We start from the raw sequence: 22,169 nt of genomic DNA on the forward strand, positions 1-22,169 counted from the left end.
CGCTTTTCAGGTTACCCCTTAAGGTCTGTCCATGTCGTTTTTTCTGATATCATCGAGATTATGGATTGGCCGTTCAATATCGAAAGGAATTATTTGCTTACTAAATTGTTGAAAATAGAGCAAACAAGCATCTTTCCACACCTGCGCGTTTTGCGCCTGCTTACGTAATTTTCGTTGCACAGCGGTAAAACGCCCGGCATCAACAAAGTTCTGAACTTTATCCCAGCTTACCTGGAAACCACGAACCTGCTGCACGCCATAATCATAACGGTAACACATTTCATCCCACAGCGTTTTTCCACTATTCATTTTATGGTTCCACGAAACATGGTGAAACCACAATAAATATTCCTCGGGGCAGGTACGTAAATCGCCAAAATTTTCAGCTACTGTTGGATGGTATTGTGCCAGGGCATTACTTCCGGTTTTGGTACGATTAAAACCTACTCCAAAAGAATCGGCCTGATGATAATAAGGCATGGTCCAGTCTTTCCGTACGCCTTCAATTTCCCACCAGGGACCAGGACCGTAGTGATGATGCGCCTGCATAATATGATGTAAACCCAGCGGCATCATGTAATTCACAGCTGCTTCCCGGCTATCTAACATCATCTTTTTTACGGGTTTCATAAAATTTTCTGTCCAGTTTTCTGAGAAATTTACTTTACCGTTTACATCAGGATTAAAGGTAAGTTTAATCCATTCGTCGGCAATTTGTTCGCTCGACAGTTGGTTGTTCCAGGCCAGCCTGCCAAAGGCATACCAGTTGGCTTGTGCAAAATCGTGACCGCACCAGTTGGCATCGGTTCCAATATTTGCCACTCCGGCAATTGCCGTTTTTTGTTTAAAAATTGTTCCATCAGTACATTTTGCAACGGTACTTCCGGGGCCTTCCTGGTGGGTGTCGCTTTTAAAAAACTCTTCCCACATGGTTGCTAGAAATACCAAATGAATGGAATGCCCAAGGTATTCCTGGGTTATTTGCAATTCGGGCATCAAGGGTGTATTTTTCATAGCGCCAAAAAGCGGACTAAATGGTTCGCGCGGCATAAAGTCAATGGGGCCATTCTTTACCTGAATGATTACGTTGTCGCGAAATTGCCCATCAAACGGAAAAAACTCGGCGTAAGCCTGCTCTGCCCGGTCGTCTTCTTTTGCACTGTAAACAAAAGCACGCCACATTACTATTCCCCCGTGAGGTTTTAAGGCATCAGCAAGCATATTTGCTCCGTCAACATGGCTACGCCCATAGTCGTGCGGACCGGGTTGCCCCTCGCTACTGGCTTTTACCAAAAAGCCACCAAAGTCGGGTATTAGCGAGTAAATTTCTTTTGCTTTGGCCTGCCACCAGTTTATTACTTCGGTGTTTAGCGGATCGGAAGTTTTTAATCCGCCAACAAGTGCCGGCGACGAAAAATTAATGGATACAAAAACTTTAATACCGAAAGGTCGAAGCACATCGGCAATTGCTTTTACCCGCTGTAAAGTTTCTGCTTTTAACACATTTGGCGATGCGTTTACATTATTAATAACGGTACCGTTAATTCCAACCGATGCATTTGCCCGGGCATATTCATGCCATAACTTTTTATCATAATCAGAAACAGTTAAATCGCTTCCACCTTTTTTCCAAAAAATTGATGCACCTGCGTAACCGCGCTCCACCGAGCCATTTAGGTTGTCCCAGTGGTTTAACAAACGAAGCTCGTAGGATGGATTATAAGTTTTTTCATTTACCTTTTGTCCGCACTGTTGTTGGCGAAGAAGCTCAAAAACGCCATAAAGAAGACCAAGCTCAGTATTTGCCTGAATTTTATTTTCTTCAAGGATAAAACCATCGCCTTTAACTTCGTTATTCTTTTTTACCAGCAACTGAATGGTGGCTCCATCAATACCATTCCAATTGTTTTTAAGTTCCTTTTTGGCCAAATCAATAATTTCTGATTTTCCGGCACAAACAACATTTACCTCTCCCGAAAACTGGTTTCTTAACCAGAGCTTATGCCCGTCTTCGGCTTGCACGTTGCTTTGAACTACAAAAAAAAGTACTGTAAATAAAATCAGGCTTCTCATATTTCTATTTTTTAGCTGTTTATTTTAAAAATCGAATTAAAGCTATCGGGGTAAAATGGTTACAATTATCCGTTTATATCGCGTTAAGTTTGGTTCTCCCTTATCGCTTACTTTTAATATAATATGGGCTGTTTCCGGTTTTTCTACTCTGGGTGCTGTAAAACCGGTATTGTGTGCATTCTCCGGAACAAAGTTTATGGTTTGCTTGTAGCTGCCGGCTTCGGGGTAATGAAACCATAAGAAACTAAAGCTGTCGCCATCCGGATCAAACGAATCAAAAGCATCCAATGCACAATATTCGCCTGATTTAACAGTAATTTGGTTAGAATGACTTAAAACCGGAACCGGAGGATGGTTGGCCTCATCCACGTCTTTTTGGCACCAATCCATTCGGGCAGCAAAATCGTTCTGAAATTCGTCTCGCCAGCGCCAAAGTGTAACCTTGTAGCCATCAAAAGATTTTTGAGCTTTTTTTACGGCACGCCCAAAGCTGTTGGGTACGTATGGTGTATAGTTATCGTTGGCATTGGTCCATATTTCGCGGGTCTCCGGGGCAATTTCCACTATTGAACTACCATCTTTCGTTTTTGAAAAATCGGGTTTGTACAGCTCGTAACGGCCTCCCCATCCTCCCCATTCGGGATGTTCGGCCTCATTTAATCCATTTGGGATTAGTGATAAAAATGCAGGAGTATCGCCTTCCACTCCCCAGGCTACATCGGGGTATACTGCGCCAAGCGGTCCATGGTTTTGCTGAATATTTTCGCTTATCCAGGTATTACTTATGGTGGTATTATCAATATCTTCAACCACCGTATTTATGCCGGTCCATGTTGCAGTTTCGTAATCGTCGCCCGGACTAACAACATAAAACAGCTCCGGAAAATTATTGCGAATCCAGATTCCACTGTCATCCTGATCGGAAATGGTGTAAACCCGTAATTTAGCAATTAAACGGCGGGCTTCCTTTTTTCGTTTTGTTTTTTCGATTTTATACAAAGCCTGGGCCAGGGTATTTACGCCTCCCCAGGTAGATATCCACAAGGGGCGGTCGTCATCTTCTTCCAGCACCTTAATTATCCAATCCGACCCTTCGGAGTCCATCCCTTTTCCAACGCCTTCCATTCCATATTTGGGCAGTCCCGATTTTACCAGTTTCAGCAGCTTCTCCGCCTCAGGAAATCCTTTTTCGTGTTTTAATAAATTTGGTTGTACTTTTTCGTAGGCCTTTATTACCCGTTTTACCGATTCGGGATTAACCTGCGAAGTATGCCAGCACGAGGTAGTTGCTACAATTCCCTCAATATCAACCTGATTAGCATACAACAGCAATCGAACCAGCGATTGTGTATCATCCGGGTCGGCTTCAATATCGGTTAAAATAATTACCCGATTTTTTGCCATATCCTGCGCAAAAGCAGCATTTATTATAAAACTGAATAAAAAAACGAAAAGGATCTTTTTAAGCATTAGCGTTTAGTTTTTCGATTTGATAAAAGGTTTATGGTTAAAGTAGCTATTATTATTTAAGCCTCCAATAACAACTTTAATCTGTAGCAAAGATTATCGCATTCATGCTTACTTTGCTTCATTTTTCAAAACTAAATGATGCGTAAGTATCTGTTTTGTAAATTTAGATATTGAGTTTGTGAATTTAGATAAAAGCCGAAACTCTTGTGATACGATAAAGGCAAGCCCCTAATCGAGAATCCCGCCAATCACCTGTTCAATTTTTACCGGCTTACCCAGTTTTAGCGATTCTTCCATGGCTTTTAAAATGGCAATGGTACCAATTCCTTCTCTCAAATCAGGCAGAGCTGTTTTTCCACTTTGCAAGCAGTCGGCAAAATATTCGTAATAGTTTTGGTACTCACCGGCATGGTGCGACCTCCCCTCGAAACGAAAATAATAGTTGGCTTTTTGGTCGAAACTTACCAATTTTTGTTCGCCGTTTTTTGCTGTAATTGCGTACCTCAAATCCATATAGTCACCTTGGCTGCATCCTTCTGTTCCACGCAAAATACAGGTCATTTCGCTCTCGCGAATTTCGGGTTGCACCGGACCCGAGTACGCCCCGCTAACGCGAGCAATTCTACCATCAACAGCTTTAAATATAAAATGCATGGTATCTTCGTTTTTTAACCCACCTGCTTTACCGTTTGGGCTAAGCATTCCGTAACCCATCACTTCTTCTATGTGTGGCAGATACCAGCGTACCAGGTCAACCGGATGACTTAAACCACCATACAACCATTTAAACGAATCTTGTAAAGACCAGCCTTTTCCTAAAAACCAACGATGATCGGCGTTGTAATGGGTTTCAACAGTTACCAATTCTCCAATTTCTCCACGCTCAAAATCTTCTCGTTGCTTTTTCATGGGTTCAAAAAAGCGCGAACTTTGCCCAACAAACACCTTCTTCCCTGTGTCGTTGCTAAGTTTTAACAGCTCGGCGGCATCGGCCAAATCGTTTATCAAAGGTTTGGTGCAAACTACATGTTTGTTGTGCAACAAGGCCATTTTAATGTGTTGGGCGTGTAAATGATCGGGTGTGTAAATACCAATAACATCAATTTCCGGATTGTTTAGCATCGTTTCATAGCTGCTTGTATAGTGCTTGAAGTTAAATTCTTTTGCCCGTTGTTTGCACAACTCTTCGTTCCGGTCGCATATCATTTTAAGCTCCCATTTTTCACTTTTCAAAGCAGCAGACATGGTACTTCTTCCTTCGCCTAATCCAACTATTCCTAATCGTAACATATTACCGGTATTAAATTTTACTAATTGCGAGCCTTTTCAGCGAATTTCTACCTGTATTTTTCCACTATTTTCAATGCGGTTTCAATATCTTTCTCTGTTTTAAAATCAACGTTGATGTGTAATCCGTCGGGGCCAAGATTATCAATGAGGGGTTCCAGTTCGTTTAGACTTACCCAATTGGCCATTATTGATTTTCCTCCTGCCAATATTCGTTTATACAAACCATACCAACGCGAATCTCCACCTTGTGGTTCACCAACTCCGGGCGTCCACTGTATGGCATTTAGTTCATCAATTTCAAGCAAAGCATCGAGGTGCCTTTGTGCATCAACCCCATCAAGATGATAGAGCGTGTAATCTATTTTCTGGGCTTGTTCGCGAATAAAAGGTTGGACAAACGTTCTAAAGTCATCTTCCGAAAACATAATCGAAATATCTGATTGTAATTTAGATACTTTTCCCGGGCCCCAAATAGAAAAATAACAGAAAGCCATTTCTCCATTCACGTTGATAATGTCGTAAATTTGATCGAAAACTTTAAAGAAGATATCATTAATTTTTTGCAATTGACTGAGGAGTTCGTCCGGCTGCATAATCATATCCATTAAAGTTTCCTGGGTACCTTTTAAACTGGCCAAAACATCAAGACCTTCGCATAAATCAGGACAACCAACAAAGTAATTCTCTTCTGCTTTCTCTTTGCACGCTTTTAATAAATCAAGATGTAGTTTTAACATCGGATTTTGGGTATTGTATTCCAACGCAATTTCGGTGTTTCCCATGTGGCGAATCCAGATGGTATCTTCTCCACCATCCAGTTCGGCACCCAGCAAAGCAGCTAACGATCCGGGGCCCAAATGCGTATTGGCAACCGGCATAATATCGGCCTTAAAAGAACTTCGCGATAATTGATAATTTATGTTTTGTGCACGCCACTCAGGATCGAACCAAAACTGGTTTAAATCTTTTGGAGGCAAAGGTTGTGCAACCGTTGCGTGTGGGCTAACATTTTTTTGCAAGTGCTCCCACATGGTTAAAACAATACCTTTTCCATCCCACCAGTCGACATATCGTTTTTTTGATTCCTCGAGATTAGTTTTCCACGTTTTCATTTTATCGCACTTTAAGATTTTGTTTTTACATCCTTATTCCATATACCACCTAAAATACTTTTGGCTAAGCCCTCGTAATTGTCAGAAAAATCAAGTGTTACCGTTTTTTCCAGATCAATTTCATCGGTGTTGCTTACATGCAGTGGATAAACCGGTATTTTTGCCCCTTTTCGTACCCATACCGGCATTTCTTCCAATATACACTCTACATTATATAACCACTGTTTACCATTCACCCATTCGCCCGTGAATAAATTAATCCATTCGCCTTCAGGCAAATACACATCGCGCGTATTATGGCTATTCATTATCGGAGCAACCAGAAAATCGTCGCCAAAGAAGTACTGATCGTCAATATGCCAACACATTTTATCTTTTGGATGATGAAAAATCATTGCCCGCAGCACAGGGTAACCGCTTTGGGTTGTTTTTTCGCTTTGCTTCATCAAATAAGGAATTAAGGCATACCGGAGTTTTAACCACTTGCGCACAATTCCGGCAATCTCAGGATACTCGTACGGTTCTCGTTTCGAGGTTCCATGGTACCTCAGATGTGAGGAGAATACACCAAACTGTGTCCATCTTACGTATAAATCATTGGGTATAACAGAGTTCATAAAGTTAGGCACACCGTGGAAACCCGGCACATCGTGGCTCCAAAAACCAAATCCGGATAAACCAATGTGCAAGCCACCTTTTAACGACCCTGCCATCCCATCCCACGAACATGCAGAATCGCCTCCCCAATGCAACGGATAACGCTGGCAACCCGCCCAACCGGCACGCGCCCATACAATTCCGTCGCCACTAACCTCTTTTGTAATTTCGTAAGCCGCCTTCTGGTATAACAGGCCATAAATATTGTTGAGTTTTTCAGGATGCATGGCATGGTATTCAGCCTCCATATGTATTTCTTCTCCAAAATCAGTTTTAATACAAACCACCCCCATATCGAGCAAGTTTTTCAACAGGCCCTTGTACCATTCAGTTGCTTTTGGATAAGTAAAATCAATGGTGCCGACGTAGTCGAGGGCCGAAAAATTAGAATCAGACTGTTGTCCGACTTCTGTTACTTTGCAGATGTAATTATTTTCGCTGGCTTCCTGCTCTTGCTCGGCATTGCGTGAAATATAGGGCAACTGCCACAAGCTTACCTTGTAGCCATTTTGCCGCAGTTGCTTTACAAACCTTTCGGGGTCCGGAAATCGTTCTTTGTTAAACTTCCACTCGCAAAGCCAGTCTGTTTCAAACCATCCCGTGTCCAGGTGAATAACATCACACGGGAAATCTTCTTTTCGCAGGCGGGTGCATATCGTTTTCACCTCTTCTTCCGAGAAATAGGTCATTCGGCTCATCCAGGTACCAAAGCTCCACTTGGGTAACATTCCCGGAAAACCGGTTAAACTCCGATAACCTTTCAGCACATCTTCGGGTGTTTCTCCTCCTAACAGGAAGAGATCAATGGCTGGTTCTTCTACCAGAAATTGTAGCGAACGCGCCGAATGGTCGGCCACCGATATTTTTCCGTAAGCTGCGGTATGTAAAAACACCCCATACATGCGGCTCGACAGTAAAAAAGGTACGTTCTTGTAGGTACGCCTATTGTTTACGCCCTGCCCGTCCTGGTTTTTTAATTGAAAAGTGCGCCCCGAAAGATCCATTTTTGAAAAACGTTCGCCTGTGCCAACAAACTTCTCATCAGCCTCAACACTAAACGAGAGGGTTGTACGGTCAAAACTTCCATTTTTTTCAACTACTGCCAAAGCAAATGCATCGTGCCGGGCCGGAAAAAACTGATCAAAAGCACTTAGTTTAACTTCCTTTTTTCCATCCGGAAAGAAACTCAACTCCAGTGTTTCCTGTGGCTCGGGCAAAAGATCGCTCCAGTAGTCAATGGCAATAGGACTGCGATTTAACCGGGCACGCACACATCCTGAAGAATCTTTTACTGTCCAGGCATCTTCTGTTTTCTCGACAAAAAGAGGTTCAGGTTTCAGCGTTTCATGCATTTCCAGCATAACTGAATCTGTCATACTTTCGGAATCAAAGCCAATGGCAGTGCGTATAATTTTATTGCCATAAGCACGAATGCGCAAAAAGAACGTTTTGCGACCAACACTCGCATCGGGTTCGATATCGATTGCAGGTTTTTGCTTTTGAAAGGGAAGCTCAAAAACAACATCTCCTCCTTCGGATTTTGCCGAAACCGGTGAACATGTTTTCCATAAACATTCCTCTCCATTCATTTCCTGGTTGAAATCCAAAAAATCAAAAAGTTGATAATTGGTTTGTTTCATTTGGCTTTTTTTGTGATTATTTATTGAAGAATTGATTGATTCTATTCTGATTTAGTTAAAAACACCCACTTTTCATCCGGGCTAGTTCCTTCGATACCTTCCTGGTATTGACCCATTATTTCGTTCCACTCATTCATACGCGGGTTATTTTCAACTGTTTTGGGATTTAACTCATCAAGCGTTTTGTTGGCCGGAATGGAAATTACAAGCATCAATTGCCGGCCGTTTCGAAATACCTGTAGTTGCTGAAAATCAGCATTACAAAATCCGTTGGCAACTTCAGGCCACTGCTCAAACTGGGTTCTGTGGTACTCCATATATTCGTTTTGTAATTCTTTGTCCTCCACCAAATTGGCCGTTAGAATAATATGCTCCCAATTGGGTGCTAATTGTGCCTGCCCACAATGTTGCGCCCTCGAGAAATCGTAAAAGGGCTTTTCGTAAACTTTTACTGATAGTTCCGGAAACTGCTTCGCCATTTCTTGAGTAAAGGCCTGCTTATTAGAGAATTGAGAATAAAAAACAAAATGATTTTTCCAGCGATACAACTGCGTATTGTCAGCACCAAACGATTTGGCGAGCTCCTGCACACGCCCGGGATTAAATGAGTCTCCCACAAATTCAATAATACACCGCTCTTTTTCCGCTTTGGGTGCTTGTTTACAACTCATAAAAAACATAATAATGCTAAGCATTAAAAAACATGAAATCGATTTAAACCGCTTCATCTCTTACTTAAGTTTTATTGGTTGAATAATTTCTACTGATGTAAATTTCGTTAATTTTACAGAATAAAGTTGCAAGTTTTATACTTCGGTCGATTATATAAATTCTATTTATTCAGCAAACCGAAAAGAACGTAGCTGCAGACTATAAATAATAAGTTAGCTTTGGAAAGACATAATATAAAACCTATAGTTGAAGGGAAAGGTGTTTGGTGGCACCCGGGAAATCGAGGACCGCTGAAAAACCTATCCTACATCCTGCAGTTTGGAAGCATGAAGTTTTATAAAGTGCGAATGGACCACACCATGTTCCCACATATGCATCCTGGAATTGGCATTCGGTTTATCCATAGCGGTAAGTTTCAGTGGAGTGTTGAGGGGCAAGAGGTGGAGCTGCTGCCTGACGACTTATCCATAACCAATCCGTGGCAATTATATGGTAGTCCGCACGGAAAAACGGATATTGGAGAATATACCTGGATGCTGGTAAAACCTGAAACGTATGGAACAAATACCCCCTTATCACTTGGCTCGTGGACACAACTATCGCAAAATTTCCAAAAAAACCTGGGAGATTTACTTACTAAAGAAAATACCATTGTATTGCGCAATGCCAAAAAACTAAAAAAGTATTTCGTAGAAATGAAAAATGAGTTGTGCGGACAAGAAACAGGTTACGAAATTATTGCCGGCAACCTTATCGACAACTTTTTTATTGAATTGTACCGGCATCTTTCAAACCGAAAACAAAGAATTGAAAAAGAGTATAATTTCACGGAAGAATTAACTACGATAATTACCAACGATTTAAATAAGAAATGGATAATTGAAGACCTGGCCCTACAGTTTGGAATGGGAAAAACAAAATTTACCGATGAAGTAAAGAAGCTTACTGGCTATCCTCCTGCCAGCTTTATTATAAATTTAAAAATTGAAAAGGCCATTGAACTGCTCAAAAACGAAACAAACAACCTCTCTGAAATAGCTTTAGTTTGTGGTTTTTCGTCATTACAACACTTTACTTCCACATTTTCCAACCGAATTGGCATTGGGCCTGCAAAATTCAGGGTAGCCAACAGAAAACAGAATGGCTAAATTCGCCATTCATTTCCCAGGAAACAAGATTGTTCCTACCCCTTAACGGCATTTATCGTCATACATACCTTTTCTACGAGCAAGTAAAACAGCACATATTATAGTGGATGTTTCCCGGTTCAACTTCCAAATTTCTGAACTCAATATGGTTAATCCTCCCCAACTGATTCAGCAATAATATTTCCTTTCTCCACGCAACACTCCCTAATTTTACAATTAGAGACACAAAACAAATAGTTTACATTAAATCAATCAAGGTTCTTTCATCTGCTCTGCCGAAAAAAACAAACCCTTTGTCCCGGCTGATAAAAGAACCTACAAAACCAAAAATAATGAAAACACCTGTACTCATAATCATCTTTTGTTTGGTAGCACTTGCCAGTCAGGCACAATGGTCATACAGGTTCCTTTCATCGCAAAAACACTACTTATATTCTTCAGGCGAATATGTGGTTGGCGAAAAACAAGCGGGAAATATTGGCCTAAATTACACTTATAATAATAGGTATACACTTAGTGTGGGGTATTCAGCAACCTTTAAATCAGCTGCCTCGCCAACCGACGAATTTTTAAAATCGGGTACCAACCTAAGCCCTGCCAGTTCGGCAGAACCTTTCCAGAATTCCGAGATTTTACACATGATGGTTGGTCGTATATTCGATATCAATAAAAAAAGAAGTATTCGGGTATTGCTGCAGGCAGGGCCGGGTATATCAACATTTCGGGAGCCCGAATTTAACCTGCTAAAATCAACAAACCAGTACAATTTTAAAACTGCTGCCAGTAAAAAAATAAGTTTTGTTGTAAACCCTAAAATAGAAATGCCCCTGTGCTGTACCGTTGGCTGCTCGGTTGGCCCCATGGTAATTGTAAACAGCAACCAAACCTACTTTGGAGCTGGAATTGGATTAATGTATGGATTGATTAAACAATAAATATGTACTAGCCAGTAACAGGTTTTCTATGGTTTTCTGAAACATTCATTAAAAGATCTTCGATCCCGTAGCACATATTCTTCCTCTATTATCAGCATTTTTCTGATATATTGTTAAGCATTTATTCCCTTTTTCCTTCAAACATTCCCACGCATTTAGTAACTTTAACCCAAATGGTAGTAAAAATATAAACCCTTTACTTTTTTTTACTATGTTAATATCCAATATTGAAACGGAAGATATGAAGAAGATTTTGGCAATAGATGACAATAACATCAATCTGGAGCTTTTATCGCAAATTATAAAATTGTACTATCCTGAATTCAATTTTATTGGTGCGCTTAGTGGTCGGGAGGGGATTGAAATTGCCCAACGTGAAAACCCGGATCTGATTTTGCTGGACATAATGATGCCCGACCTTGATGGCTATGAAACCTGCCGATTGCTGAAGGAACAAAATAAGACAAAACAAATACCTATTATCATGGTATCGGCTTTGGGACGCGATAGCGTTGAAAGAACCAAAGGACTTAATGCCGGTGCCGATTCGTTTATATCAAAACCTTTTGATCAGGTTGAACTGAAAGCACAGATTAATGTTGCCTTACGCATCAAATCTTATCAACTGCAATTAAAAAAATTAAATTCTGAGATTACCTTAATTGAAGAACGTGAAAGACGCCGTATTGCTGAAAATCTTCACGACAGCTTAGGGCAAACCTTAGGATTGGCATTTATGAATCTATCATCAATTGATACACGCGAATGCCGCCCAGAGATAAAAAATACGATCCAGTTCACCTCAAAATTACTAAATAAAGCAATTGAAGAATCAAGAAAACTTACCTACGACCTCAGCCCCCCAATTCTTTACGAACTGGGATTGGTTCCTGCAATAAAATGGAAACTCGAACGCTTTGAAAAAGAGCACAAAATTGAGACATTCCTGATTACCGAAAAGAATGAAACAAAATTAAGTAAGGAAAACAATATATTTTTATACCGAACAATTGGAGAATTGCTAACCAACATTGTTAAGCATGCTGAAGCCTCTGAAGTTACCATAAAACAAACTACACGAAACGGGATGTATTGTATTTCGGTTGAAGACAATGGTATTGGGCTTAACAAAAAAGAGGTAAAACCACCATCAGACAAAGGTGGATTTGGACTGCTAAGCATTACCGAACGTATTGAAAGTATAAACGGAATATTTAAAATAGAACCAAGTAAAGAAGGTACGCTTGCAGAGATAGAAATTCCTTATATTGCAGTATAGTAATAAAGCTAACAATTCAGGTTTAAATGGTGTATATAGGCTAAGTTCGCTATTTACCTGAAATAACATTAATAAGATGAAAATAAAGGTAATTGTAGCTGACGACCACCAGCTTTTTAGAGAAGGTTTAATTAACCTGTTGCACTCTGCCGACAACATTGAGGTGATAGCACAGGCTGAAAACGGACAAGATGCCATTGATAAAGTGGAAGCATTTAAACCAGATGTACTTCTGGTTGATATTGCCATGGAAAAAATGAATGGCATAGAAGTTACCCGAACACTAAAAAACAAAATGCCGGAAATTAAAATTGTGGCGGTATCCATGCATTCTGACAAACAATATGTTAAGGGAATGTTGGAAGCCGGTGCTGATGGCTACCTGCTTAAAAACTGCACCTACCGTCAGTTAACTGACGCTGTAACTTCTGTTCACGAAGGAAAAAAATTCCTAAGCGAAGACATCACAGAAATTGTTATTAACGGGTATCTTAATTCACGTGCTGAAGACGACGATGCCTACGCACAACTCTCTGATCGTGAGAAGGAAATATTCCTGCTTTTTGCCGAAGGACAATCAACACGCGAAATTGGCGACAAACTTTTTATAAGCGTTAAAACAGTTGGTACACATAAACAAAATATTCTTGAGAAGCTTGATTTAAAAACGAACTCGGATATCGTAAAATATGCCTTGAAAAAAGGATTAATTCAGCTCGACTAATATTCAACTCTTTTTCTATACATAAAGTATAGCAAGACCAATAATACCGCTGCACCATGAATGTTTGCGGTAGTTTTTCTATGATGTAACGATGAGCCGAGAATGAACAGTATAAGAGAGATGAAAAAACGAGTAATAGTATTGGGAGCCGGACTGGTTGGCGGTGCAATTGCCATTGATTTAGCTAAAAACTACCAGGTTACCAGTATTGACGCCGACCAGGAAGCATTAGATAAACTGGCAAAATATCCTGCAATTACCTGCTTAAAAAAAGACCTTAGCCGGACCAACATTATTCAATCACTCGTTAAAGATTTTGATCTTATTATTGGCGCTGTTCCGGGTTTTATGGGCTACAATACCATGAAAGCTGTTATTGAAGCCGGCAAAAACATGGTTGATATTTCTTTTATGCCCGAGGATTTTCTGACTCTCGACGGCCTGGCCAAAAAACATAGAGTTAGCGTAGTGGCCGACTGCGGTGTGGCTCCGGGCATGGGTAATATCATTCTAGGACATTATAACCAGCTACTTGAAGTTAAATCATACGAATGCCTTGTTGGGGGGCTGCCGGTTATTCGCGAATGGCCCTACGAATACAAAGCAGTATTCTCGCCTATTGATGTTATTGAAGAATACACCCGTCCGGCACGATATATTCAGAATTACGAGTTAATCGAAAAAGAAGCACTATCCGATCCTGAACTTATTCAATTTGAAGGCATTGGCACACTTGAATCATGGAACTCCGACGGGTTGCGTTCGCTGGTTCACACCATGAAAAATGTGCCGGATATGATTGAAAAAACCTTACGATACCCGGGATGTGTTGAGTACCTGAAAGTGTTGCGCGAATCGGGGTTTTTCTCGTATGAAGCTGTTGAAATAAACGGCCTTGCCATCCGCCCTATCGACCTTACAGCAAAATTACTTTTTCCGAAATGGAAATTAAAACCGGGAGAAGAGGATTTTACAGTTATGCGCATTGTTGTTAAGGGAATTGAAAATGGTATCGAAAAATCGTTTACCTACCATTTGCTCGACAGGTACGACCGCACTACGCAAACCATTTCGATGGCCCGCACCACCGGTTACACCTGCACTGCTGTTGCCAACTTAATACTTGATGGCAGCTTTAAAATAGCCGGAGTAAACCCGCCTGAAATTGTTGGTGCACAAAAAGGGAACTTCAGCTATATTTTGCAATACTTAAAAGACCGGGGGGTGAATTACCAATGTACACAGCAGCTATAGCCATTCACTTAAAAATAGTTTAACCTTGTGCAAAGCCCTTCTTTACATTTGTTCCAAATTATTACTTTTGCAGCATGGGAATGATAATTGGAATAGGCCTTATTTTTTTAACCCTGGTTGGTATAGTTGTTCTAATAAGGGTAAATAAAAGTCAGAAAAAAGCAGCTGGCAATAATAACAATCCAGAAGAGCCTGCAGCACCTCCATCAGACTGTTGCGGAGCGCACGAGATTTGCGAATTCGACCAAATAAAAATGAACGAATCGATTGTTGAATATTACGACGATGAGGAACTCGATGAATTCAAAAATATAGACGAGAACGCTTATACAACAACGCAGATTGAACAATTTCGAGAAGTATTGTACACCTTGCAAACACACGAAATACGTTACTGGCTACTTAGTATTGAACGCAGAAAAATACAACTCCCCGCAATTTTAAAAAGCGAAGCACGCATGCTTATGGCCGAAGCATAATTTTACCTCACCGCAATACATTCTTAATTGAGTTTTTGCAGTTTTAAGTGGGGTAATTTTTCTGTTCATCCAAGAAATATTTTATCTTCAACAACTGCATTTACATTTCGCTATTCATTCAATTCAATCAAATAAAAATGAAGAGATACTGGTCATTACTAATTTTATTGATTATTTCAGTTAACCTGATTGCCCAACCTGAAAAACGCAATTTAACTTTTGACGACATACTTAAATGGAACCGAATTACTGAAAAACACCTTTCCAACAACGGACAATACATTGCCTGGAAAGAAGAGCCATGGAAAGGAGATGCAACAATAAAAATCAGCACTCCTGACGCGAACAAAACGGTCTCGTTTAATTTTGCTACAAAAGGACAATTTACAAGCGATTCAAAATTCTTTGTTTTTACTGAAGTGGCACCTGCAGATTCCATTAAGACACTAAAACTACAAAAAGTAAAAAAAGAGGATTTACCCGGCAATAAACTGGTAATTTATAATTTGAAAAATTCTACCAGCGAGGCGATTGAGAACGTAAAATCGATAAAGGTACCAGAAGAATGGTCGGGATGGATAGCCTACCAGGCTGTTTCAGTCAACGATTCAAGTAAAAAATCGGAAAATGAAACTTACCCCTTATTCATAAAAAACCCGGAGACTGGAGCGGTTAAATCATTTCCGGCAGTTAGCCACTATATTTTGGCCAAAGACCAGCCGTTTTTGAGCTTTGTTTCAGCGGGCGACAGCTCCTTTTCAGCAGGAGTTTACCATATTGATTTAATGACGGACAAAGCAAGCATTATTCTTGAAACAGCCGAAAAAGTAAAACAACTAACTGTTACTGATAACGGAGAGCAGGTGGCATTTCTGGCCGATACCTCTGGCGCTGAAGAACCATGCTACGCACTGTATTACCGGAATATGGAAAACAGCACTAACATTGTTGCAGACCATTCGGGAAACTGGTTGCCTGACAACTATGAAATAAGCGAAAACGGCAAGCTTTCTTTCTCGGATAACGGAACGCGGTTATTTTTTGGAACGGCACCAATTCTTCCTGAGAAAGACACAACCAGGCTTGATGAAGAAGTGCCTGTGCTTGATGTTTGGCACTGGAAAGAAGAACGTTTGCAAACCGTTCAGCTGAACAACAAAGACAAAGACCTGAAAAGAACAAGACTGGCAGTAGTTCATCTCGATCAGCAAAAGGCAGTACAACTTGAAACGGAACATTTTACCCAAATAAGAAAAATTAAAAAAGGTGATGCTGATAAAATATTGGCCATCAGTAATCGGCCATACGCTGTACAAAGCATGTGGGAAGGTGGCCCTTACCATAACGATTTTTTTCTTATAGATATACATTCGGGCAAGGCCGAAAAAATAAAAACCGATTGTCGTGCCACTCCTTCAGTTTCTCCTGATGGAAAGTTTCTATATTGGTTTAATGCCATTGATACAACCTGGAATACCTATGAAATTGCAAGTGGAAAAGAATACACCCTTACAAGCCCCTGCCTCATTCAGGCAGCTGACGAGTTAAACGACCGCCCTATGTTGCCCGGTGCATATGGCAGTGCCGGCTGGTTAAAAAACGATGAAGCACTGTTGATTTACGACCGTTATGATATTTGGAAAGTTGATCCGGTTAACGGCACAGCACCAATAAGGCTTACCCAAAACGGAAGGGAGAAAAAAATCAACTATCGCCTGGTTCGCTTTAATCCGGAACCAGAATCGGGTATTGACCCGGAAGAAACGGTATTGCTGCATGGACATAATGAAATTACGCGAGCAGATGCCTACTATTCTTTTGATCTCAGGAAAACGCAAATTCCTGAAACAGTTTATGCTGAAAATTACAAACTCTCAAGGCCGATAAAAGCCAAAAACAAGGACCTTATTGTTTTTACTAAAGAAGATTTTGAGACTTACCCAAACCTGATTGCAACAAATTTGCACTTTAAAAAAGCGGTGCAAATAAGTGATGCGGCTCCACAACAAAAAGATTTTTTGTGGGGCTCGGCCGAATTGGTAAGCTGGCAATCGCTTGATGGTTTAATTCTGGAAGGTACATTACATAAACCCGAGGGATTTGACCCATCGAAGAAATACCCGATGATTGTGAATTTTTACGAAAAAAGTTCGCAAAACCTGCTGAGTTACCGCATGCCTGAAAACCACCGTTCAACCATTGATTACCATTACTACACCAGCAATGGCTACATCGTTTTTAATCCCGATGTTTATTACAAAGAAGGCTACCCGGGAGAATCGGCGTTTAATTGTGTTATGCCCGGCGTTACCTTACTTATTTCAAAAGGTTTTGTTGATGAAACCCACATTGGCGCCCAGGGCCACAGCTGGGGCGGCTACCAGGTTGCTTATCTGGCCACTCGTACCAATATGTTTGCCGCCATTGAATCGGGAGCTCCGGTGGTAAATATGTTCAGTGCCTACGGTGGTATCCGCTGGGGATCGGGTTTAAACCGTTCATTTCAGTACGAACACACACAAAGCCGCATTGGTAAAACAATTTGGGAAGCACCATTGCGGTATATGGAAAACTCGCCGCTATTTACACTTGACAAAGTTTCCACCCCCATTCTAATTATGCATAACGACGATGACGGGGCTGTGCCGTGGTACCAGGGCATTGAGTTTTTTATTGGCCTGCGACGTTTACAAAAACCCTGCTGGCTGTTAAACTACAACGAGGCCGATCATTGGCCAACCCGATTGGCAGACAAACATGATTTTCAAATCCGTCTCGCACAGTTTTTCGACCATTACCTAAAAGAAAAACCCATGCCTAAATGGATGGACGAAGGCCTACCTGCAGTGAAAAAAGGAATTGATTTTGGATATGATTTGGTGGAGTAAAAGCCATACATATTGGCTTTACTGTTACCAGGTGTTGCAGGTCAACTTATTTTATCGAGTTGTAAATCTCCAAAGCTTCTTCGGCATTTTCTTCGATCACCCGAATCTCAATACCAATATTTGTTGGACTACCACTAAATATGCCATCAACAGTACTTGTTATTTCGTTTACCGTCATAAATTTAATACCGGCTTCTTCAAGCATTTCTTTAAAAAGCATGTATTTAACATCAAAATTACTTGTAAATGTGGCTATGGTTACTGCTTTATTCATTGTATTCTTTTTTCATTTTATAGCTCAGGGAATGGAAACACCATAATCCATCCGAACCGGTTTTATCAACTCATTTCCTAAATGAAAAAGCTGACACTATTTTTTTGAACTTTAGTCGTTCCCCCTTTTTGTTTCGATAATTACCACCCCGTTTGCTCCTCGTGAGCCATAAATAGCAGCACCACCATCTTTAATCACATTTATGCTTTTAACCTGCACTGGCGACAACACGCCCAAAATACTACCATCAACTGTTATTCCATCAACAACTATTAAGGCTGCACTGCTAGAGTTTATTGAGTTAACGCCGCGAATAATTATTTCGCCACCGGCAACCTGTACTCCGGCAAAACGTCCCCTAATCAGGTCATACATGTTAGAGTATTGCGCAAAATCCACATCATCGTCGGTCATTTGAGCTACAGCATTCAGCTTTTCGCCGTCTTTTACATAGCCATAGCCAATAGCATACTCACGCGATTTGTCGCCAGGCTTAAGTTTTAGGTTTACGGCAACAATTTTAGTATTATCTTCCAGTTTAACACTCCTGCTTACAAAGCCTCTTGCACTTATTTTTAATTTATCGCCAGGAAGAACAGCCACTTTAAATCGTCCGAGTGTATCGGTTTTAATTACCGTTTTCGAGCTTTTCACCCACACATCGGCACCAATTACTGCAATGCTGTCAAAGGTAGTTACTATTCCGTCGATATATCGTTCCTGTGCAGAAACACCGGCACTTCCAAAAACAAAAAACAATACTACAAACAGGGTAAAAAGATTAGTTTTCATCGCAATGGCTTTTGTTAATTATTGTAGTTAAAGGTACAATAAAACAACAAATTGCCAACAGGAAAAAACCCAGCTTTATAAAGTTTCTTTGGCTGTTATCACCCGTTTTACCCGGTACGGTTTTTTCTTTTGCGATTCAAAATAAGTACGCATCTGAAGTTCGGCAATAATACCAGTTGTTATAAACTGAATTCCTCCAAGAACCAGCAGAATACCAAGCAACAATAGAGGTTTCCCCCAAATATCGTTACCCAGAATTTTTAATATCAGCAGATAAAAATTAATAAGCACTCCTATGCCGAGTGTAAATATGCCAATATTGCCAAAAAAGTGCATGGGTCGTTGCAGGTACTTTTTAAAGAATAACATCAATACCAAATCGCTCATAACACGTGTAGTACGGCTCAGGTTGTATTTCGAGCTTCCAAATTCGCGCGGACGATGATTAACATCCACCTGTGTAATTTTTGTTGCGCCTTCAAGCGTTACCAGAGCAGGTATGTAACGGTGCAATTCGCCGTAAATATGAATGCTTTTAATCGTATCTTTAGTAAAAATCTTTAGAGTACAACCCAGGTCTTTCATGTAAATCCCGGTGGTACGTCGAATAAGGTAATTGGCAATTTTTGAAGGAACCTTGCGTAAAAACATACCGTCTTTTCGGTTAGCCCGCACGCCGGCAACCATATCCCATTCTTCCTGTTCAATCATTTTCAGCATCATCGGAATATCTGCCGGGTCGTTTTGCAGGTCGCCATCAATTAATGCTACAAAATCGCCTGCAGCCTGATCGATACCGGCTTGCAAAGCCGAACTTTGTCCGTAATTCCGTTTTAACTCAACAAGCAAAAACCTGTCGTCGTTAATCTTCCTGATCTCTTCGCGAGTTTTATCTGTAGACCCATCATCTACAAAAATGGCTTCGTAATCAATCCCTTCAAGGGCTGCTTTAATTTGTTCTGATAATGGTTTTATGTTTGGTTCTTCGTTCCAAACACAAATTACGAGTGAAAGCTTTTTCATTGTCTGTTTTTACCTGTTATCCTGCTTATCAATATTGTATAAATAGCTGCTTAACTATTCAAAACAATGTTTAATAACGTGTGCAAAGGTATAAATTATGTTTTACCGGAACTTACTCTACGCCATTAAGTTTCCAGATAAAAGAAAAACGTAATGTATTGTACAGCCAATCGTGCAAACCATGCTGATAATTAACCGCAAAGGCTTTATTATCGTAATCTTTTCGAAGTTCGAAATTAAGTTGCATGGGGCGGTCTCCATTGTTTTTGTAGCCGTAATAGCCCGACCATGTGCTGGTAAAACGCCAATTTTGTTTTTCAATATCGGTACCCAGTCCATAAAGCAAAGCATCGTTTTGCAAATTTAGCTCATCGTTAGTTTGCCAACTGTAAAAACCCAACATCAGGTGTGGCCTTAAAAGGATTGTTTCCTTTTCTCCCATATCTTTTGAGAAACTAAAGTCAAATGAATAGGCAGGGGTATCGGCATAACGAGCTCCTTTTAAATTAGACCCCGAGGCTGTTTTTAACAGCGCCCTGAACAAGGTGTTTGGAAATTTTCGATCTTTAACCAATTGCACCAGGGTGGTGAAATAGAAATCTCCTACAGCATAACCTTTCCCGTCACGATCGCGCGAGTATCGCTCATCACGAATTTCGGTAGTATAAGCGTAATGTTCCAATAATACGCCGTACATTTCAATGGCAATACGGTTTTTTGCAAACGGAACGTAAGCTCTTCCGGAGATATCCTGTGTTGGATCGCCCGAATGAAAATGAACGGATGCCGTAACTTCCAGTTCGGTTTTCCCTTCAAGTATGCCTCGTTTAACAGCGGGTACCGGCAATGCATTAGGTCCTAAATATCCGGGAGATATAATCAGCCAGTTTCGCCAGCCCGGGTCTCCCACTTCCCACCCATGGGTATCGTTCCACCACGACCAGTCTTCTTGTGCTAATGCAATATGCTGCATAAACACTAAAAAAAGAAATAGGATGAAAATTTTCTTCATGGAAAATGTTGCCCTTTTGTACTGTAATTAACTACAACCTTCTTTAGTAAAGTAAGGAGCTACCAAATGTAAACGAAATTTTTATGGACACCATGCAAAAAATGGTTTAGCGGGAAAAATAGCAAAAAAATAAGCCCCTCAGGCAAACTGAAGGGCTTACAAATTAAAGTTTAAGTTTCTCTCTTATACTTTGGGGTATGCCGTCTTTGTGCACCATAATGCACATTGTTTTGTAATTCACATAAGGTTTTGAGGCGTAAAAGTAACCTTTGTACTTATTGTAATCGCCCCACGAGTTTTTCACTTTGTAGAAAACATGGCCATTCTGATCTTTGGCAGTGCCAATAATATGCATACCATGGTCGTCGGTAGTTTGGTAGTTATCAAATGCTGTTTGACGCATTTCCTGCGATACTACCAGTTCCGGAACCGGTTTATCCAGTTTGTACAACTCTTTTTCTTTTTCTTTTTGCGGAAGGGCTTCCCATTTTGCAATCTCCGCATCGTCCATATTTTGGTCGGGGGCTGCCGGCAAAACAGCCACACCTTTATTGCTGGTAGCAAATCCTTTTTCGCTTACATCGGCAGCCCATGCAATGGTAAAACCGTTACCCAATGCGTAATCCATAATGGCTTCAAACTCGTCAAGGGGTACATTGTACACTTCGTCCCACGACCAGTTATCGGGCACTTCCAAAATAAATTTTTCGTAAAACGGATGATGGGTGTACGACGAAATTTCAACGTAATCGTCCATGTTTAAACCCACAAAGTCGCTGGCAAAACGCTGCGGAGTATAGTGTTCTCCTTCGTATTCAAATTTTTGTGGTAATTCGCCGAGGTAGGCATTTAAAGTGGCCTCGATGGGTTCGTGCCAAACGGTGCTCAGTTTGCGGTTTCTATTCTGTACAACGGCATCCACATGTTCTTTTAAAACGTTGTCCATTTCGCCATGCACATGCTGATCTTCGCCATAGTTTAAGCCCGAGTAAACTGATTCCGGAACAATTCCGTATTCACGAATCATGTTGGTAACATCATGAAATGCGCCACCTGCTGCAAAATTCAGATTTCCATGCACGCGCACATGTTTTCTTGCTTTTTCAGAATAGGTGTGCCACACCACAAACATTTCCGACAGATCAACTTCGGGTTTTCCCAAACGCAACATCTCCGATTCAAGAAATGAAAGTCCGGAAAACGACCAACAGGTACCCGAGCGGTGCTGATTTTTTACAGGCGTTGCTGCCAGTTCAATTTCATCTTCGAAAACATAACCTTTCGCCTCTTCCTTCTTCTCGCTCTCTGCAAATACGCTAAACGCATATACCACAATCAATGCGGTAAAAATCAAACGCAACTTCATACTAATAAATAATATTTTACCCTTCTTTTTGAATAGATCTCAAAATTAACAATTAATTTTTTTTCAGAAAGAAAATTTAAT

18 protein-coding genes are annotated in these 22,169 nt (G+C 40.7%); 7 read left to right on the plus strand and 11 right to left on the minus strand.

The annotated features are described in order from the left end of the window. Nucleotides 1-18 precede the first annotated feature (18 nt). The 6 genes from QZ574_RS12600 to QZ574_RS12625 all read right to left on the minus strand — a co-directional run bounded on the left by QZ574_RS12600 (nucleotide 19) and on the right by QZ574_RS12625 (nucleotide 8,913). Nucleotides 19-2,073, minus strand: coding sequence for an alpha-glucuronidase (locus QZ574_RS12600; RefSeq protein WP_297089991.1), 2,055 nt, complete (start codon nucleotides 2,071-2,073; stop codon nucleotides 19-21). Nucleotides 2,074-2,115: 42 nt separating this feature from the next. Next, the gene (locus tag QZ574_RS12605) at nucleotides 2,116-3,543 is read right to left on the minus strand and encodes a DUF1593 domain-containing protein (RefSeq protein ID WP_297089993.1); all 1,428 of its coding nucleotides are present in this window, start codon (nucleotides 3,541-3,543) and stop codon (nucleotides 2,116-2,118) included. Between the two features lie 228 nt (nucleotides 3,544-3,771). Next, nucleotides 3,772-4,833 (minus strand): Gfo/Idh/MocA family oxidoreductase, encoded by a 1,062-nt coding sequence (locus tag QZ574_RS12610; RefSeq protein WP_297089995.1) that lies wholly within the window; start codon nucleotides 4,831-4,833, stop codon nucleotides 3,772-3,774. Nucleotides 4,834-4,880: 47 nt separating this feature from the next. Then, entirely contained in the window at nucleotides 4,881-5,945 is a 1,065-nt protein-coding gene (locus tag QZ574_RS12615) for a hypothetical protein (protein ID WP_297089997.1), read from the minus strand. Nucleotides 5,946-5,956: 11 nt separating this feature from the next. Then, nucleotides 5,957-8,242 carry an alpha-xylosidase gene (locus QZ574_RS12620; protein WP_297089999.1) on the minus strand — a complete coding sequence of 762 codons (2,286 nt, stop codon included), beginning with the start codon at nucleotides 8,240-8,242 and terminating at the stop codon, nucleotides 5,957-5,959. A gap of 41 nt (nucleotides 8,243-8,283) precedes the next feature. Continuing rightward, entirely contained in the window at nucleotides 8,284-8,913 is a 630-nt protein-coding gene (locus QZ574_RS12625; RefSeq protein ID WP_297090001.1) for an L-rhamnose mutarotase, read from the minus strand. 219 nt (nucleotides 8,914-9,132) lie between these two features. Between QZ574_RS12625 and QZ574_RS12630 the strand changes: the two genes are divergently transcribed. From QZ574_RS12630 to QZ574_RS12660, 7 genes are all read left to right on the plus strand, one after another. Beyond that, complete coding sequence (locus QZ574_RS12630; RefSeq protein ID WP_297090003.1) at nucleotides 9,133-10,062, plus strand: AraC family transcriptional regulator; 930 nt, start codon at nucleotides 9,133-9,135, stop codon at nucleotides 10,060-10,062. A gap of 332 nt (nucleotides 10,063-10,394) precedes the next feature. Continuing rightward, nucleotides 10,395-10,997, plus strand: coding sequence for a hypothetical protein (locus tag QZ574_RS12635; protein ID WP_297090005.1), 603 nt, complete (start codon nucleotides 10,395-10,397; stop codon nucleotides 10,995-10,997). A gap of 241 nt (nucleotides 10,998-11,238) precedes the next feature. Next, nucleotides 11,239-12,276 carry a response regulator gene (locus QZ574_RS12640; RefSeq protein ID WP_297090007.1) on the plus strand — a complete coding sequence of 346 codons (1,038 nt, stop codon included), beginning with the start codon at nucleotides 11,239-11,241 and terminating at the stop codon, nucleotides 12,274-12,276. A gap of 76 nt (nucleotides 12,277-12,352) precedes the next feature. Continuing rightward, nucleotides 12,353-13,000, plus strand: a complete 648-nt coding sequence (locus tag QZ574_RS12645) for a response regulator transcription factor (protein WP_297090009.1) — start codon at nucleotides 12,353-12,355, stop codon at nucleotides 12,998-13,000. A 120-nt stretch (nucleotides 13,001-13,120) separates the two neighbouring features. Then, the gene (locus QZ574_RS12650) at nucleotides 13,121-14,254 is read left to right on the plus strand and encodes a saccharopine dehydrogenase C-terminal domain-containing protein (RefSeq protein ID WP_297090011.1); all 1,134 of its coding nucleotides are present in this window, start codon (nucleotides 13,121-13,123) and stop codon (nucleotides 14,252-14,254) included. 74 nt (nucleotides 14,255-14,328) lie between these two features. Then, nucleotides 14,329-14,733 carry a hypothetical protein gene (locus QZ574_RS12655; protein WP_297090013.1) on the plus strand — a complete coding sequence of 135 codons (405 nt, stop codon included), beginning with the start codon at nucleotides 14,329-14,331 and terminating at the stop codon, nucleotides 14,731-14,733. A gap of 137 nt (nucleotides 14,734-14,870) precedes the next feature. Further along, on the plus strand, nucleotides 14,871-17,621 hold the full coding sequence (locus QZ574_RS12660) for a prolyl oligopeptidase family serine peptidase (protein ID WP_297090015.1): 2,751 nt from the start codon (nucleotides 14,871-14,873) through the stop codon (nucleotides 17,619-17,621). Between the two features lie 46 nt (nucleotides 17,622-17,667). Here the strand turns inward: QZ574_RS12660 and QZ574_RS12665 are convergent, their stop codons facing one another. The 5 genes from QZ574_RS12665 to QZ574_RS12685 all read right to left on the minus strand — a co-directional run bounded on the left by QZ574_RS12665 (nucleotide 17,668) and on the right by QZ574_RS12685 (nucleotide 22,088). After that, nucleotides 17,668-17,895 carry a DUF2007 domain-containing protein gene (locus QZ574_RS12665; RefSeq protein WP_297090017.1) on the minus strand — a complete coding sequence of 76 codons (228 nt, stop codon included), beginning with the start codon at nucleotides 17,893-17,895 and terminating at the stop codon, nucleotides 17,668-17,670. 111 nt (nucleotides 17,896-18,006) lie between these two features. Then, complete coding sequence (locus tag QZ574_RS12670; RefSeq protein WP_297090019.1) at nucleotides 18,007-18,687, minus strand: TonB-dependent receptor plug domain-containing protein; 681 nt, start codon at nucleotides 18,685-18,687, stop codon at nucleotides 18,007-18,009. A gap of 75 nt (nucleotides 18,688-18,762) precedes the next feature. Beyond that, nucleotides 18,763-19,710 carry a glycosyltransferase family 2 protein gene (locus QZ574_RS12675; RefSeq protein WP_297090021.1) on the minus strand — a complete coding sequence of 316 codons (948 nt, stop codon included), beginning with the start codon at nucleotides 19,708-19,710 and terminating at the stop codon, nucleotides 18,763-18,765. A gap of 112 nt (nucleotides 19,711-19,822) precedes the next feature. After that, entirely contained in the window at nucleotides 19,823-20,722 is a 900-nt protein-coding gene (locus QZ574_RS12680; RefSeq protein WP_297090023.1) for a hypothetical protein, read from the minus strand. A gap of 163 nt (nucleotides 20,723-20,885) precedes the next feature. Further along, the gene (locus QZ574_RS12685) at nucleotides 20,886-22,088 is read right to left on the minus strand and encodes a C1 family peptidase (RefSeq protein WP_297090025.1); all 1,203 of its coding nucleotides are present in this window, start codon (nucleotides 22,086-22,088) and stop codon (nucleotides 20,886-20,888) included. Between the last annotated feature and the right edge of the window lie 81 nt (nucleotides 22,089-22,169).

It is taken from the genome of uncultured Draconibacterium sp. (assembly GCF_913063105.1).
GTDB lineage: Bacteria > Bacteroidota > Bacteroidia > Bacteroidales > Prolixibacteraceae > Draconibacterium.